General features: G+C 41.0%; 18 protein-coding genes. 6 read left to right on the top strand and 12 right to left on the bottom strand.

Features of this window, described 5'->3' with window-relative positions; all coding sequences use genetic code 11:
- Positions 1–66 precede the first annotated feature (66 nt).
- From H7T99_RS06830 to H7T99_RS06800, 7 genes are all read right to left on the bottom strand, one after another.
- Positions 67–321: a DUF1912 family protein gene (locus H7T99_RS06830; protein ID WP_002886199.1), complete on the bottom strand. Its 255-nt coding sequence runs from the start codon at positions 319–321 to the stop codon at positions 67–69.
- A gap of 112 nt (positions 322–433) precedes the next feature.
- Positions 434–1384 (bottom strand): homocysteine S-methyltransferase, encoded by a 951-nt coding sequence (gene mmuM, locus H7T99_RS06825; protein ID WP_070839780.1) that lies wholly within the window; start codon positions 1382–1384, stop codon positions 434–436.
- Between the two features lie 87 nt (positions 1385–1471).
- A complete protein-coding gene (yihA, locus tag H7T99_RS06820) occupies positions 1472–2071 on the bottom strand; it encodes a ribosome biogenesis GTP-binding protein YihA/YsxC (RefSeq protein ID WP_002885996.1) in 600 nt (199 codons plus the stop codon).
- A 9-nt stretch (positions 2072–2080) separates the two neighbouring features.
- Positions 2081–3307, bottom strand: a complete 1227-nt coding sequence (gene clpX, locus H7T99_RS06815) for an ATP-dependent Clp protease ATP-binding subunit ClpX (protein WP_002890340.1) — start codon at positions 3305–3307, stop codon at positions 2081–2083.
- A 17-nt stretch (positions 3308–3324) separates the two neighbouring features.
- On the bottom strand, positions 3325–3495 hold the full coding sequence (locus H7T99_RS06810; protein WP_002886174.1) for a hypothetical protein: 171 nt from the start codon (positions 3493–3495) through the stop codon (positions 3325–3327).
- Between the two features lie 4 nt (positions 3496–3499).
- A complete protein-coding gene (locus H7T99_RS06805; protein WP_013990945.1) occupies positions 3500–4003 on the bottom strand; it encodes a dihydrofolate reductase in 504 nt (167 codons plus the stop codon).
- Between the two features lie 107 nt (positions 4004–4110).
- Positions 4111–4971, bottom strand: a complete 861-nt coding sequence (locus tag H7T99_RS06800; protein WP_037602096.1) for a thymidylate synthase — start codon at positions 4969–4971, stop codon at positions 4111–4113.
- Between the two features lie 470 nt (positions 4972–5441).
- Between H7T99_RS06800 and H7T99_RS06795 the strand changes: the two genes are divergently transcribed.
- From H7T99_RS06795 to H7T99_RS06775, 5 genes are all read left to right on the top strand, one after another.
- Positions 5442–6608 carry a hydroxymethylglutaryl-CoA synthase gene (locus H7T99_RS06795; protein ID WP_037602094.1) on the top strand — a complete coding sequence of 389 codons (1167 nt, stop codon included), beginning with the start codon at positions 5442–5444 and terminating at the stop codon, positions 6606–6608.
- 1 nt (position 6609) lies between these two features.
- Positions 6610–7884, top strand: a complete 1275-nt coding sequence (locus tag H7T99_RS06790) for a hydroxymethylglutaryl-CoA reductase, degradative (RefSeq protein WP_037602092.1) — start codon at positions 6610–6612, stop codon at positions 7882–7884.
- Positions 7885–8043: 159 nt separating this feature from the next.
- The gene (locus tag H7T99_RS06785) at positions 8044–8493 is read left to right on the top strand and encodes a DUF1836 domain-containing protein (protein ID WP_002885964.1); all 450 of its coding nucleotides are present in this window, start codon (positions 8044–8046) and stop codon (positions 8491–8493) included.
- Complete coding sequence (gene trhA, locus H7T99_RS06780; protein ID WP_002886236.1) at positions 8486–9163, top strand: PAQR family membrane homeostasis protein TrhA; 678 nt, start codon at positions 8486–8488, stop codon at positions 9161–9163. The genes H7T99_RS06785 and trhA overlap by 8 nt, the downstream gene beginning before the upstream one ends.
- 56 nt (positions 9164–9219) lie before the next feature.
- Positions 9220–9411: a PspC domain-containing protein gene (locus H7T99_RS06775; protein ID WP_002886147.1), complete on the top strand. Its 192-nt coding sequence runs from the start codon at positions 9220–9222 to the stop codon at positions 9409–9411.
- Between the two features lie 175 nt (positions 9412–9586).
- Here H7T99_RS06775 and H7T99_RS06770 read toward each other — a convergent pair whose 3' ends face one another.
- The gene (locus H7T99_RS06770; protein WP_037602090.1) at positions 9587–9904 is read right to left on the bottom strand and encodes a winged helix-turn-helix transcriptional regulator; all 318 of its coding nucleotides are present in this window, start codon (positions 9902–9904) and stop codon (positions 9587–9589) included.
- Between the two features lie 74 nt (positions 9905–9978).
- Between H7T99_RS06770 and H7T99_RS06765 the strand changes: the two genes are divergently transcribed.
- Entirely contained in the window at positions 9979–11145 is a 1167-nt protein-coding gene (locus H7T99_RS06765) for a dipeptidyl aminopeptidase (protein ID WP_037602087.1), read from the top strand.
- Positions 11146–11221: 76 nt separating this feature from the next.
- On the opposite strand, the gene H7T99_RS06760 is transcribed toward H7T99_RS06765, so the two are convergent.
- Genes H7T99_RS06760 through H7T99_RS06745 form a run of 4 tightly spaced genes read right to left on the bottom strand, consistent with a single transcriptional unit; the run spans position 11222 to position 15684 of the window.
- Positions 11222–12280 (bottom strand): DUF3114 domain-containing protein, encoded by a 1059-nt coding sequence (locus H7T99_RS06760; protein WP_037602085.1) that lies wholly within the window; start codon positions 12278–12280, stop codon positions 11222–11224.
- Between the two features lie 29 nt (positions 12281–12309).
- Positions 12310–13248, bottom strand: a complete 939-nt coding sequence (locus tag H7T99_RS06755) for an alpha/beta fold hydrolase (RefSeq protein WP_037602083.1) — start codon at positions 13246–13248, stop codon at positions 12310–12312.
- Positions 13249–13297: 49 nt separating this feature from the next.
- Positions 13298–15244, bottom strand: coding sequence for a threonine--tRNA ligase (gene thrS / locus H7T99_RS06750; protein ID WP_037602081.1), 1947 nt, complete (start codon positions 15242–15244; stop codon positions 13298–13300).
- Between the two features lie 44 nt (positions 15245–15288).
- Positions 15289–15684 (bottom strand): hypothetical protein, encoded by a 396-nt coding sequence (locus H7T99_RS06745; RefSeq protein ID WP_037602079.1) that lies wholly within the window; start codon positions 15682–15684, stop codon positions 15289–15291.
- Positions 15685–16117: the final 433 nt, after the last annotated feature.

The following is a 16117-nucleotide window of genomic DNA, read 5'->3' as shown; positions in this document are numbered from 1 at the left end:
TTCTCCTATTTTAATCGACGACACCTTTCCATAAAGTACTGTCGCCATTTTCTTTTTCATCCTCTATTAATAGTGACGTTCCCCGAACAAGCCATCTGGCATATCATGGAAACCTTTGCCAGCACGATAGTTGGCAAACTTGCCAATTAGGAAATTGTAAGCATCCAATTTGGCTTCATAACGGTAACTTGCATCACGTGCACGCTCATCGCCATCTTCTTCCCAGATTTTCTTGCTAGCGGCCAAGGCCGTTTCGTTTACTTTAACTTGGGTAACAACCCAGGCTTCGAAGTCTTTTAGAAATTCTTGTTCGTAGGTCATATTTTCCTCTTCATTTTAAAAACCAGCTTAACGCTGGCTTCATTTTCTACTAATAGTGTGTAGAGCTCATAGCCTTACAGTCTCCTATTATAACAAATAATTAGAAATTTGACTAGGTTCTAAACTCTGCATATAAGGCTTTAATGTCATTTGGACGTGTGCGGCAGCAACCACCTAAAATCTTAACCCCAAACTGATCATGCCAATCCTTGCTGTGTTCCACTAAGGTCAGAGCATCCTTATCCTTAGGTTTCCAAGTCTGCGTACTACCATCATAAACCTCACCTGAGTTGGGGTAAGTAATGAGGGCTTTTCCAGTATTTTTAAGAATAGCAAGAGCCTGATTATAGAGCAGAGGCGAACTACAGTTGATTCCTAGAGCCAAGATTTGGTCTGACTGGGAAACAAGCTGGGCAATCTCATCTAGAGAAGTCCCATCACTGATAGTGCCTGGTTCTTGGACTGTAAAACTGATATAAGCTTCTGCTTCTGGAAATTCTTCAGCCAGAAGTTCAATCAAAGCTTGTGCTTCCAGACGATTAGGAATGGTTTCCAAAGCCAACAAATCGACACCCTGATTTAGGAGAATTTGAATGCGAGGGCGATGAAACTCCTTAAGTTCCTTGATAGTTATCCGACCATAATCACCAGTGTACTCAGAACCATTGGCCAAATAGGCTGCGTAAGGACCGACATCACCAGAAATCAATGGATAAGGACGCTTAGCTTTCTCACTGTCATCCAAAGTTGCCCAGACCTTATCGCGTGCATTCTTTGCCAACTGAACTGTCAAGGCAATAATCTGCTCCGCTTCTTTCTCAGTAAGTCCAGCGTCTATCAAGCCTGGTAAGGTTGCCTGATAAGACGATGTGGTAATCAAATCAGACCCAGCAGCTACATAGGTTTCATGGATTTTTTGAATAACTTCTGGCTTGTCAAGCAGGTACTTGGCTGACCAGAGTTTCCCAGAAATATCATAACCCAAGCTCTCCATCTCTGTTCCCAGAGCCCCATGAAGAATGAGGGGAGATTTATTCTCTAAATAGTCTTTAAATATTGCCATGCAAGGCCTCCTTACCATTTCTTAAAACGAAGGTAGTGATAGATCATTTACACTAAAGACAAAAACTCGGATTTCTCCGAGCTCTTCTTACAATTCTGCCAAAATCGTATCCCATGCTTCATCATAACCGTCACGTGTGACAGATGAAAAGACGATGAAATGGTCATTTTTATCAAAATTGAGTTTTTTCTTAATGATAGATTCGTGCTTGTTCCATTTTCCGCGAGGAATCTTGTCAGCCTTAGTCGCCACAACGATAACTGGAATTTCATAATACTTAAGAAATTCATACATTTGAATATCGTCTTGAGTTGGTTCATGTCGGAGGTCAACCAAGCTAACAACCACACGAAGATTGTCTCGAGTCACGAGATACTCCTCAATCATTTTCCCCCATTTGGCACGTTCTTTTTTGGACACACGGGCATATCCGTAACCCGGCACATCCACAAAGCGTAGCTTGTCGTCAATATTGTAGAAATTAAGCAACTGAGTTTTTCCTGGTTTCCCAGAAGTACGTGCGAGGTTTTTACGACCAAGAAGTGTATTGATAAAGCTTGATTTACCAACATTCGAGCGTCCTGCTAAGGCAACCTCAGGGAGGTCATCTTGGGGATAGTGACTCTTATTTGCTGCACTGAGCAAAATCTCAGCATTGTGCGTATTTAGGACTTGTTCTTCAGCCATAGGTCCTCCTTACGCTGTTTCCAAAACTGGAGCAGCTGTACCGTCAACGGCTTCTTTGGTAATACGAACCTTAGTCACATCTTCCTGGCTAGGAATTTCAAACATGACATCCATCATGACTTCTTCAATGATAGAGCGAAGCCCACGCGCACCAGTCTTACGTTCAATCGCCTTACTTGCAATAGCTTCAAGAGCATCTTGGTCAAACTCAAGTTCAACCCCATCATAAGACAAAAGGGTTTGGTACTGTTTAACCAAGGCATTTCTAGGCTCTGTCAAGATACGAACCAAGTCGTCAACCGTTAACTGTTCAAGGGCCGCAAGGACTGGCAAACGTCCGATAAACTCAGGGATAAGACCGAATTTTTGGATATCTTCAGCCACAATTTCCTGCATGTATGATGAGTCATCATCAATCGCCTTATTATTTTGACCAAAACCAATGATTTTCTCACCAAGACGTTGCTTAACGATATCTTCGATACCATCAAAAGCACCACCCACGATAAAGAGAATATTCTTCGTATCAATTTGAATCATCTCTTGGTTAGGGTGTTTACGACCACCTTGAGGTGGAACGCTGGCTACTGTTCCTTCAATAATCTTCAAGAGGGCTTGTTGAACCCCTTCACCAGAAACGTCACGAGTGATTGATACGTTTTCACCTTTTTTAGCAATCTTATCAATCTCGTCGACATAGATGATGCCACGTTCCGCACGTTCAATATTGAAGTCTGCCGCTTGGATCAGTTTGAGGAGGATATTTTCCACGTCCTCACCCACATAACCTGCCTCAGTCAATGATGTCGCATCCGCAATCGCGAAAGGAACATTCAAGCTACGAGCCAAGGTCTGAGCCAAGAAAGTCTTCCCTGAACCAGTCGGTCCAATCATGAGAATATTTGATTTTTGCAAATCAACATCATTGTCTTCACGACTTTCTGTGAAGTTGATACGTTTATAGTGGTTGTAAACAGCTACCGCCAAGGCACGTTTAGCACGGTCTTGCCCCACGACATAGTTGTTCAAAATATCCAAAAGTTCTTTTGGCTTTGGAGTTTCAGCCAAGTCAGCCAAAACTTCTTCTGCCATTTCCTCACGAATGATTTCTTGTGACAAGGCCACACATTCGTTACAGATAAAGACGCCATTCCCAGCGATAATTTTCTTTACTTCTTCTTGGTTTTTGCCACAAAATGAACAATAAACCATTTCTTCATTACGATTTCCAGCCATTTATTCCTCACTCTTTTCTAAAATAGGGTGCCATAGAAGGCGTGAATAGTATTGACAAGGTTGGTAAAAGCATTTAAAAAGAGAAAAACTGCTAACCCATAACGTTTCTTGCGAAAGGCAGGAATGGCAGAGAGTACACAAAGTACTCCCAATAATGCAGTAAATAACCCAAAAACACTACGTTGCATGAACCTAGTCTCCTTCTTTTTCATAGCGACTTATGCTAAAGTCGTAGGCATTTTTATCATCCTTGGCCACACGTTCGTGTGATACCACTTTAAATGCCGTCATATCTAGTTGTGGAAAATACGTATCTCCCTCTAAATCAGCCTCAATAGTTGTCTTGATGAATGCATCATAATGCCCATCAAAAGCCTTGTAGACACCAGCACCACCAGCAATATAGAGATCCTTATCTTGCTGTTCAAACCAAGCTAGGGCTTCCTCAACACTCGTAACAGTCGTTACACCCTCACAGTCGAAGTCCTTGTCTCGTGTCAAAATCAAGGTTTCACGTCCTGGTAGACAACGACGGTTCATGCCATCAAAGGTCACACGCCCCATGAGAATTGCTGAGCCCATGGTCGTTTTCTTGAAATGTGCCAGTTCAGCAGGCAAATGCCAAGGCATGGTGTGATTCTTCCCAATAACATGGTTATGAGCTTCCGCCCAAATAGCAATGAGTTGTTTAGACACAGTATTTCCTTTTCTTTTTAAGTTTACAATCCATTCTAACAAAAAAAGAGAAAAAGAGCTTGGAAAAACTTTGCCAGCTCTTTATGGGCTTAATTCATAAGCATTTATTAAATTGCTAAGTCAAATTTGAGTTGAGGTTTAACAGGATCATAGTCAACCAATTCGAAATCTTCTGGTTTGATATCGAAGAAATTAGTCCCATCAGGAACATTGAGGACCAAACGTGGTTGGCAATCAGATGGCTGACGTTTGAGAAGTTCTTCAGCTTGCTCAAATTGATTGTCATAGATATGGAGATTGTTGATGAAATAAAAGAATTTACCAACTTTCCAACCAAAGTGCTTGGCAATCATCATCTGAAGAGCCACATACTGCATGGCATTAATATGATGAGCCACCAACATATCGTTAGAACGTTGCGTCAAAGTGGCGTCCAAATAAATGCCCTCGCCCACACGGCGAACGTCAAACATAGTTTGGAAGGCACAAGGCTGAAGTCCTGCTGTCGCCTCGAAGGCCTCGTAATCCCAAAGGGAAATGACATTGCGACGGTTCCACGGATTAACCTCCAACTGTGCCAGCAAACGGTTAATGATATCGTGCTTCTTAACAACCGCTCCATAACGCTGACCGATTGAACGCTTGTCTCCATTATTGGCAGGCACGCCTTCAACTTCCCAGTCATTCCAATAGTGAACATTGTATTTGTCTTCAAGGACATCTAGGCTGTTTGTCTGGTCTTGATAAATCCAAAACACTTCTTTGATGGCAGATTTGATAGCGATAGGACGAAGAGTGGTAATTGGAAACTCTCCCTTGCTCAAGTCATATTCTGCAAAAGCTCCTGTGATGTATTTGGAATTAGCTGTGGTGCCATCCTTGTATTTAGGACGTGCTTGCTCCGACCAAACGCCTTCTTCCATGATTTTAGTGATATTTTCTTTAAAAATAGTGTCTGCTTTTGTCATGATTTACCTCTTTATTCTATTGAAAACAAAGTATTTTTTGAGACTTCCCTTAAGTGATTACGGACGTCTGCGAACTTCTTCGAAGTTCCAAGACTAATTTTTGAGCCTATGGTCTCAAAAATTCCGAGTGTCTGTAAACAAAACACTTTATTTACAGACACTTATCTCACAGCGGAAAGTCTCACTTAACGCTCGCAATGATTTCAATATATAACAACAATTTTACTTTTCTAACATAGCTAAAAAACAAGTAGGTTACCACTTCAATTTTACCCTATTCTGGTGTAAATGAGAAATATAAGCTATGGAATAGCAAAAGTAAGTCGTTTGAAATCCTTTAACCCTCATCAAAAAATGAGATATAACTAACTATCAAAGTTTTTTCAAGGCGAAAGCGCTCTTTTATGGTAAAATCACTATAGATTAGTATCTTTTGGATACTCTACAATGAAGAAAAAAGGAAACATCATATGTCTATTGGAATTGATAAGATTGGTTTTGCGACCAGTCAATATGTTCTAAACATGGCTGATCTCGCTCTTGCCCGTGGGGCTGAGCCTGAAAAATTCAGCAAGGGGCTGATGCTTGATGCAACCAGTATTACGCCGATTACAGAAGATATCGTGACGCTTGCCTCTGATGCGGCGGCTGATATCTTAAATGACGACGATAAAAAAGCTATCGATATGGTCATCGTGGCTACTGAGTCTTCTATCGACCAGTCCAAGGCTGCTGCTGTCTACGTTCACAGCCTCTTAGGTATTCAACCTTTTGCCCGTTCTTTTGAAATGAAGGAAGCTTGTTACGCTGCAACTGCTGGACTTAACTATGCTAAGTTGCATGTGGCAACTCACCCAGATAGCAAGGTGCTGGTTATCGCTAGTGATATTGCCCGCTATGGTGTCGGATCTTCTGGGGAGTCAACTCAGGGAGCTGGGGCTGTAGCTATGCTAGTCAGTCAGAATCCACGTATTTTGGAACTTGCTGATGATAATGTGGCACAAACTCGTGATGTCATGGACTTCTGGCGTCCAAACTACAGTTCAACGCCTTTTGTTCAAGGCATTTATTCAACTAAGCAGTACCTTGACAGTTTGAAGACAACTTGGGCAGCTTATCAAGAACGCCATCAGGCTGATTTTGCTGATTTTGCCGCTTTTTGTCTCCATCTTCCTTATCCTAAGCTAGCTCTTAAGGGACTTAACAAGATTATTCCAAAAGATTTGAATCCAGAGAATAAAGAGCGTCTGACAAACAACTTCGATGCTTCAATTACCTATAGTCGTCAAATTGGAAACATCTATACAGGGTCACTCTATCTTGGACTTCTGTCTTTGCTTGAACAGTCGCAAGACCTTAAAGCTGGAGATAAGATTGGCTTCTTCTCTTACGGTTCTGGGGCAGTCTCTGAGATTTTCTCAGGACGTCTGGTTGAAGGATACAAAGACCTGCTTCGTTCGGACCGCCTAGATACCTTCGCCAAACGTCAACAATTAAGCGTTACTAATTATGAAAAACTTTTCTATGAGGAGGCTCAGTTGGATGACACTGGTTCTACTCAATTCGCTGATTACCAAACCGGAGCTTTCCGTTTAGCTGAAATCTCTGAACACCAACGTATCTATAAAGGAAATTAATATGACAAAACTCTCTTGGACTGGTTTTTCCAAGAAGACACCGCAAGAACGTAAGGAGCATTTGAAAAAGAATGCTCTTTTGTCTCAGGAAAATCAAGATCTTCTGGATAAGGACCAACAACTTACCCTTGAAACAGCCAATCAAATGGCTGAAAATGTTATTGGTCGCTTTACACTACCCTTTGCCATTTGCCCAGATGTGTTGGTAGATGGTGTGACCTATCAGGTTCCCATGGTTACCGAGGAACCTTCAGTTGTGGCTGCTGCTTCCTACGCTAGCAAACTCATTAAGCGTTCTGGTGGTTTCACGACTACAATCCATGACCGTCAAATGATTGGCCAAGTTGCCCTCTTTGACGTTCCTGATAAGGTTGCTGCCTCAAGTAAAATTCAAGCAGCCAGTCAGGACCTTATAGAAATTGCCAAAGAGGCTCACCCTTCTATTGTTAAGCGTGGGGGTGGCCCTCGCAAGCTCTGGACTGAGACTAAAGGAGATTTCCTCATTGTCTATCTAGCCGTTGATACCCAAGAAGCCATGGGAGCCAATATGGTCAACACTATGATGGAGGCCCTGGTGCCAGAATTGGAAAACCTATCAGAAGGTCAAAGCCTTATGGCTATTCTCTCAAATCTAGCCACTGAGAGTCTTGTGACAACGACTTGTCGTCTTAGCACGCGCTTCCTCAGTCGAAATAAGGAAGAGGCACATGACCTGGCTAAGAAAATGGAGATGGCCAGCCAACTGGCTCAGGTGGACCCCTACCGAGCAGCTACCCATAATAAGGGAATTTTCAATGGTATCGATGCCCTAGTTATCGCAACTGGAAATGATTGGCGAGCAGTTGAGGCTGGTAGCCATGCCTATGCTAGCAAGGATGGTAGCTACTGTGGTCTATCCACATGGACTTATGATCAGGAAGCTAAGGAACTTGTTGGAGAATTAACCCTCCCCATACCAATCGCAACCCGTGGAGGTTCTATCGGACTTAACCCTAGTGCTTCTATCGCCCATGACTTGCTTAATCATCCAGATGCTAAAACACTAGCTAGTATCATCGTCTCTCTTGGTTTAGCACAAAATCTAGCTGCTCTCAAAGCTCTGACTTCAACAGGAATACAGGCAGGACATATGAAACTCCAAGCCAAATCCCTGGCCTTGTTAGCTGGGGCTAGTCCTGAAGAGATGCCTCAAGTTTTGGCTGAACTTCTCAAGGCCAAACATATGAACCAAGAAACTGCACAAGCAATTTTGGAGAAACTCAGAAACCATAAGTAGTGCATCAGAATCAATACACTCCGCCTTATCACATAAAAAATAAAGATGTTGGAAATATTATTTCAACATCTTTTTCATATCTTCCAAGTTCTGACTTGACTTGAATTTCTATAATGTTATAATCTAGTTATGAAAACTAGATAAAGAGGTTTTTATAATTTGACAACACAACAATACCCTCTCTGGGAAGAATTACCAGAGATTGAACTCTATTTGGATCAGGTTTTGCTCTATGTCAACCAGGTCACTCAAAGCACTCTGGGACCAAACGACAAGGGGCTAACCGCCTCTATGGTCAATAATTATGTCAAACACGGCCATGTCGCAAAACCCATCAAGAAAAAATATAATGCTGCTCAGGTAGCTAGACTTATTGTCATCACTAGTCTAAAGACCGTCTTTGAGATTTCTGAGATTGCTAAAACCTTAGAAATCCTACGAACAGATGCTGAAAGCCAAAAGAGCTACTACAATGACTTTGTAGCCTGTATGAATGGTCAGTTTCCTCAAGAAGCTCCACAAGTCATACTCTCAGCCTGTCAGACGCTTCAATGCTACCGAGCTACCCATCAACTTTTGAACGACCTTGAAGGAGGAAATAATGTCTAATACTGCTACTTTTAATACTTCTCCCAACCTCAAACTCAGTAAAAAACTTAGCTTTGGTGAGGAAGTGGCAAACAGCGTGACACACGCCGTCGGTGCTGTGGCCATGCTAGTCTTACTGCCAATTACTGCTGTTCATGCCAACAATGGCTACGGCATGACAGCTGCTGTCGGGATGTCTGTTTTCGTTATCAGCCTATTCCTCATGTTTTTGAGCTCAGCCATCTACCATGCTATGGATTACAATTCACCCCACAAGATGGTTTTAAGAATTATTGACCACAGCATGATTTATATCGCCATTGCTGGAAGCTACACCCCTGTTGCCCTCTCACTGGTTGGCGGATGGCTAGGCTATAGCATCATCATCCTCCAATGGGGAACAACAATTTTTGGTATTCTCTATAAAATCTTTGCTAAAAAAATCAATGAAAAGTTCTCCCTCTTCCTCTATCTGATGATGGGATGGTTAGTTATCTTCATTATTCCAGCTATCGTCACTAAGACAGGGCCAGCCTTTTGGGGACTCATGCTTGCTGGAGGATTGTCATACACGGTTGGTGCAGCTTTCTATGCTAAGAAAAAACCATACTTCCACATGATTTGGCACCTCTTCATCATGCTGGCTTCAGCGCTTCAATATCTGGGTATCGTCTACTTCATGCTTCCTTAAGCTAATACTAGACTTCTAGGTGTTATGGTATAATAAGGCATACGGAGGTAAATCATATGAAAAAAGAACTCAGACGAGATCCAAACAACAAAATCATTGCCGGTGTTTGTTCTGGTATCGCTAAATATCTTGACATCGACCCTGTCATTATTCGCCTCATTTGGGCTGCAGCGATTTTCTTATTCGGAACAGGCTTTCTTTTCTACATCATTTGCTGGATTATTATCCCAGAAGAAAGCAAGTGGTAAGTTATCATTGAATATACAAAAAAGGTTTGCCAATTGGTAAACCTTTTTTAGATTGAAGATAAAGTTTTGGGAATTTCTTTAGATAATATCAATCATTAGATGAACTTGTCCAGTGGATGATTTCAGGAATCTAGGAAGCTCCACTATGTATTATTCATATTAGCAAACAATAACCTTATTCCCGTGAAAGTAAGTCTTCATGGTCTCTAATCCACTTTTTTATTTGGTATAAAAGTGGTAAAAAATCTTTTCCCAAATCAGTTAAACCATAATAAACTGGAGAACCTGTACTAGCTTTTCCGTCACGACTAATGATATTAATTGACTCTAACTCACGAAGATTTTGAGCAAGAACTTTTCGAGATATAGTCTTCAACCTTCTTTCAAGTTCTGCAAAATGAAGTCTCTCATTTTCTAACGTTAAAATAATAAATATAGCCCATTTCCCTAACAAAGGTTGAGCAAGCTTGCGTAAATAGATTTCGTTTTTCATGTTACCTCTAGGTACCTTCTTTTTCTCATTATTGAAGTCTGTTACTATTGTACTACATTCGAAAGGAGCAAAGCATGGTATTTTTTAAAACAAGAGAATTCGAATTTGAAACACGACGTGTCATGTGGTACTGTCCAAATGGTGGAAGTGACTTTGCCGAGGTTGAAAATATTTGCCGACAAATCACAGATGGCAACTACGAATCTTGGTATCATGGCTGGAAAAATGGTGCTGAAAAACTATTAAAACGTAGTCAAAGATATTCCTCTAAAATTAGTCGAGGACATGCTTTTTTGCGAGCCAGTCGTTATTTCCAAGCCTCTGAATTTTTCCTTTCCCCTTTGGATAAAAGAAAAATAGACGTCTATCAACTATCAGTTAAATATTTTTATGAGGGACTAAATACGTTAGAAATTCCTTATCGTTTGGAAAACATTCCTTATGATGATATATCGTTACGTTCTCTTTATTTCACTCATAAGACAAAAACATGCAAAGGAACACTCTTTATCTGTGGTGGTTTCGATGCCTTGTTAGAAGAACTTTACTTTACAAATGTTGTTGCAGGAATCGAAGAAGGTTATGATGTCATCATTTTTGAGGGACCAGGTCAATCCTCTGTCCTTAGAGAACATCATCTTCCATTTATTCTTAATTGGGAAAAGGTTTGCCAAGTCGTAATTAATTACTACAAAAATCAAGTTTCTAAACCTTTCATCGGAATCGGTCTATCCTTGGGTGGTTTGCTAATGGCTCGCGCACAAGGAAATAAAAATGACTTATTTGATAGTATTGTTTTATATAATTATTTCCCAAGTGTACTAGAATCCTTCAAAAATAATATCCCTAGAATATTCCATCGTTTCATTGGTGATACAATGCCAAGTTTTGTTGAAAAGTTAGCTATGTTTTATATTCAAAGAAATAAGTTTTTAAATTGGCAGGTTGAACATGCAAAATGGAATTTTGGAGCATCCTCACTATCTTCTTTGATTAATCGCTGTAAGGAATTTAAGGAAGTAACAATTACGGGGCCCGTTCTCGTACTTTTAGCTGCCAATGATATGTATTACGATAAACAACTAGGTTTTAAGTATTTTGAATCCATACCCTCGAAAGAGAAAAAGTTAATTATTTTTGATAAAGAAAACTACTCAAGCGACCTTCACTGTCAGAATGGTTCTGCTTTTGATAGTAATGACGAAATCTTTGAATGGTTAAGTGAAATAGAGTTACCTTAATTTATAGATATATGTAAACAAAAAAGTGATACAGACCTAAATTTCTTACCATTTAGGTCTGTATCACTTTCTTTTTTTATTTTCTCAAGCGGAAAATCAAATAGCTGACATTAACAAGGAGTAAAACACTCCAAAGAATGAGAAAGGGAATATTTCCTCGGACAGCATTGTGCCAAATACCTAGGGCGTATAAGGCCATAAAGACTAGTGAGCCTAGAACTGCTGTTCCCTTATTGTTTTGTGGTTGTTTAGACATATGAACCTCCTTTGATTGCTTGTTCTGATCCGGTTTAAAGCCATAAACCAGAGCGAGAAAAAGTCTGGCTTGGCGTTTGACATCATTTGCCAAAGACCTATGAGACTGGGCATAGATGCCTTTTGGATTGTAGAAAGATTTATCAAACTGTTCAGGCGCTTGCTGTCCCCAACGTTTTTTCAATTTGTTGGGTGAACGAAAGCCCCTAGTCATTCGATTACGAAAATCAGGGTCATGTGGTTGGACCGGCTCCACATCCAGTTGCCAGTGGCGTTTGAAATTACCATAGTTAAAACTGGCACCATTAACCACCCCACTCTCAGTCACCTGCTCCGCATCGACCTCATTGAGAAAGTTTCCCTGACTATCCAGAATAAACTCAATCCGATTATAGAGAAGAATTTTTAGATTAACACTTGGCATCCCATCAGGATAAACCGCCTTGCCATCACAGATAGAAACCTTCTGGTGCAAACGTCCCTGATCAAACATGGTGAAAGGCTTCCATCTCAGATAGACAGCCAAAGCTTCTTTATCTGTCATCCCCGGCTTTTTATAATGCTTTCGCACATACTGGGCCTGTTGACTAGAAATCAGGTATCGTAGCTGATGGATTTGTCGCTCTATAGAAACATTCTTAGACAAACTATCATCAGGAAAAGCCAGATCTACCAATTTCACGACATCCTTCCAGAAGGAATCATGCGGTGCTAAGTCAGGATCAAAATAAGATAAAAGGTGTTGGGTTTCTTCAAGCTCTCCCGATAAATCCTCTGGCATCCCTATATAAGCTAACAATAGCTTTAGTACTTGCAATGGCTGGTAGTCCCTTTGCCAGTCCTCCCATAAGTTTCGAAAGGCTTTTGAACCAATGAGCATCACATCTCTCCTCGATAATATATGTAAATTTAATCAGTCGTCTTTTTGATGAACTCCTCTATCTTTGCTGCTACCTCTTTGGTCTGATAGTGATAAAGATAATGCGGAGAATCATAAAAAGTCACTTCGATATTTTTCTGGTCCTTTGTAAAGCTAGTCGCATAATGCCGCCAGTCCTCCTGGCTAAAACCAGTCCCTTCACCATTCGAGACCATCAGTAAGGTTGGAATTTGTGAATCAATGCTAGAAGTAACCTTTTTCGCATTTTCTTTAACAGACAGGCTCTCATTTAACATAGCCTTTGACAAAATTTGACGATAGGCTATCCGTTGATAGAGGCGGCGGTCATTACTACTTAGATTGGTATTAGGCACATATAAACGACTCGGTAAATACCTTAATAAGCCCAATTGACTTCCCCAACGAGCCATACGTAAGATCTGAGGGTGCATTGTTAAATGAGCGTAACTTTCTGGTAGGGCCCAATCTAAACCAATGATAGCTTTCACTTCACTAGGATATTTTTCCTGCCACAGAAGTGTCTCTAAGGAGGCCATCGAATGAGAGAGGATAATATAAGGACCTGAGACATGAGCCTTGGCTAGGGCTTGTCGTGTCTCTGAAAGAACCTCAGAAACATCTCGGGACTTAGACGTGTCCTCACTGTAACCATAGCCAGCCCTTTCTACAACGACTATTCTGTATCGCTTCGAAAGCCCATCATACAAGTCTTTAAAATCTAGAATAGGAGAGGCCGTTCCAGCACCAGATAGAAAAACTAGAGTTTGTGACCCCTCCCCCTTTACAAAAATGCTCATTTCATGACCATTGACAGACACCATCTGACCGATAGGTTTGAGAGAAACCTTCTCTCTTTGCAAGGCTAATCTGTGATAAGTAAAGCTAGCCAGTAACAAGAGCAGGACTGCTCCCAGCAGAAATAAAAGTCTTTTCCTAAAAACGTGCATGGTTTATCCTACTAAAAAGTCAGCTAGCTTAGCTAACCGACTTTCTGATTTATTCGGCATCTGGGCGTGATTTGCGAGCAATATCAGCAAGGATATTTTCTACAAATTCTGACACAGCTTCAGTGTGTGTTTGTTTTTGTCCATAGCGACGAACGTTAACAGTTCCGTCTTCCATTTCCTTATCACCAACAATCAATTGGTAAGGGATTTTTTGTGTTTGAGACGCACGAATCTTGTATTGCATTTTCTCGTTACGTTCATCCACTTCAACACGGATACCACGGTCACGAAGTTGTTTAGCAACTTCCCAAGCGTAATCTGTGTGGGCTTCATTTGAAACTGGAATAACAGTCACTTGTTGAGGTGCCAACCAAGTTGGGAAGGCTCCTTTATAGTTTTCAATAAGGATAGCTGTAAAGCGTTCCATTGTTGAAATAACCCCACGGTGAATCATAACTGGACGGTGTTCTTCCCCATCAGCTCCGATGTATTTTAGGTCAAAGCGTTCTGGAAGCAAGAAGTCCAATTGGATAGTAGAAAGTGTTTCTTCATTACCAAGGGCAGTCTTCACTTGGATATCAAGTTTTGGACCGTAGAAGGCAGCTTCACCTTCTGCTTCAAAGTAGTCGAGTTCCATGTCATCCATGGCTGATTTCAACATACTTTGAGCATTTTCCCACATTTCATCATTGTCAAAGTATTTGTGAGTATCTTTAGGGTCGCGGTATGACAAACGGAAACGATAGTCAGTCAAGTTGAAATCTTCGTAAACGTCGATAATCAATTGAAGCGTACGTTGGAACTCATCTTTGATTTGTTCAGGTGTTACGAAAGTATGACCGTCATTAAGTGACATTTCACGCACACGTTGAAGTCCTGTAAGAGCACCAGATTTTTCATAACGGTGCATCATACCAATTTCAGCGATACGGATAGGCAATTCGCGGTAAGAGTGCACATGGTGTTTGTAAACTTCGATGTGGTGAGGACAGTTCATTGGACGAAGGACAAAGGCTTCACCATCTCCCATATCCATTGTTGGGAACATATCTTCACGGTAGTGATCCCAGTGACCTGAAGTTTTGTATAGCTCAACTGAGGCAATTGGTGGAGTGTATACGTGTTGGTAGCCTGCTGCTACTTCCTTGTCCACGATGTAGCGTTCCAAGACACGACGAATTGTCGCACCGTTTGGCAACCAGAATGGAAGACCTTGACCAACCTCTTGAGAAATCATGAACAAATCAAGTTCTTTACCAAGTTTACGGTGGTCACGTTCTTTAGCTTCTTCAAGGCGTTTAAGGTAAGCCTTGAGATCTTTTTTATCGAACCAAGCTGTACCATAAATACGTTGCATCATAGCATTATCGCTATTTCCACGCCAGTAGGCACCTGCAACATTCAAAAGGTGGAAAACTTGGATACGACCAGTTGATGGCACGTGTGGGCCACGGCAAAGGTCAACGTATTCACCTTGACGGTAGATTGTCAAACCACCTTCGTCTTCTGAGTGTTCTTCAATCAATTCCAATTTATATGGGTCATTTTTGAAGATTTCACGCGCCTCGTCTTTAGTCACTTCTTCACGAATTGATGGGAAGTTTTCTTTAACGATTTTCTTCATTTCTTCTTCGATACGAGGAAGATCTTCGTTAGAAATTTGACCAGCTTCATTGTCAGTATCGTAGTAGAAACCATCTTCGATAGCTGGACCAACACCCAAGTGGATGTCTGGGAAGAGGCGACGAGCTGCTTGTGCAAACAAGTGGGCCGCTGAGTGACGCAAAATTGGAAGGGCATCTTCGTGATCAGGTGTCACGATTTCGATGCTTCCATCTTCAGTGATAGCACGTGTAGTATCAATCAATTTACCGTTGAATTTACCAGCAAGAGCTTTCCTAGCCAAAGAGTTGCTGATAGATTGTGCAATTTCAAAAGTTGTAACGCCAGATTCGAATTCACGAACAGCGCCATCTGGGAAAGTAATGTTAATCATAATTAAGATGTCAGAGCCCTAAAGGAAGAGCCCTTTCGTCCTTTCTATTTAATGTTTTTGTTGTAATAATTTGTTTCTAGAATGCTTTGCAATTCTGTCTTATGCCAACCAGCACCAATCATCATCTTGTTGATATTAAATTCTAATTCCCTACCATCAGTTAGGACGAAGCAAAGTTTGTAACCAATAAACAAACGTTTCTTAAACTGATATGACTTGATCATCTCTTCAGGCAGTGTAGCGATAATCTCCCCTAATTTTCCTAAAGGTGTAATAGAAATAATGAAAATCTCTGTTTCTGTAAAAACAATTAGGAAATAGGCATTGGCTGTTCCACCAAGTCTCTGGGTAGCATAGATAGCGTGCATAGTCTCAGCAAGACTAGCATCCACACCGTGGTCAATCAAGTAGGCCTTGATAGCTTCAAATTTGAACCCCATCATATTCTCCTTCAACTAAAAAGATAGTGCCACTTCATTCTAAACAGTCCTTTTTGTAATCAATAGAAAGAATATTTAGTCACAAAGTAAAGCTTTTCTATCTATACTAGACATTCTAAAAATTTCAAAGTATCCCGAACAACATAAAAAGCGACATCCTCAAAAGGACGTCGCAACGTGGTTCCACCTTAGTTCGTGTACGACAAAAAATGCGTCTGTCCTACACCTCTGATTGGCTCTAACGTGGCCACCGTTTTATGTTTGCATAAAAAATTTATCGAGTAGTCCCAATCATGTCCTCTGCGTGATTCCCAGCGACACACGCTCTCTGAAAGATTTCCCATGACTGATATGTCTCTATGCGTTATTATAGCATGAAACTGTAATTTTTCAAGCTAATTATCTTTTTTATTAATCAATTCTAAGATTTTAT

It is taken from the genome of Streptococcus sp. 17.1 (assembly GCF_016648655.1).
Lineage (GTDB): Bacteria > Bacillota > Bacilli > Lactobacillales > Streptococcaceae > Streptococcus > Streptococcus salivarius_E.
This window is presented reverse-complemented; position numbering and strand designations above follow the sequence as displayed.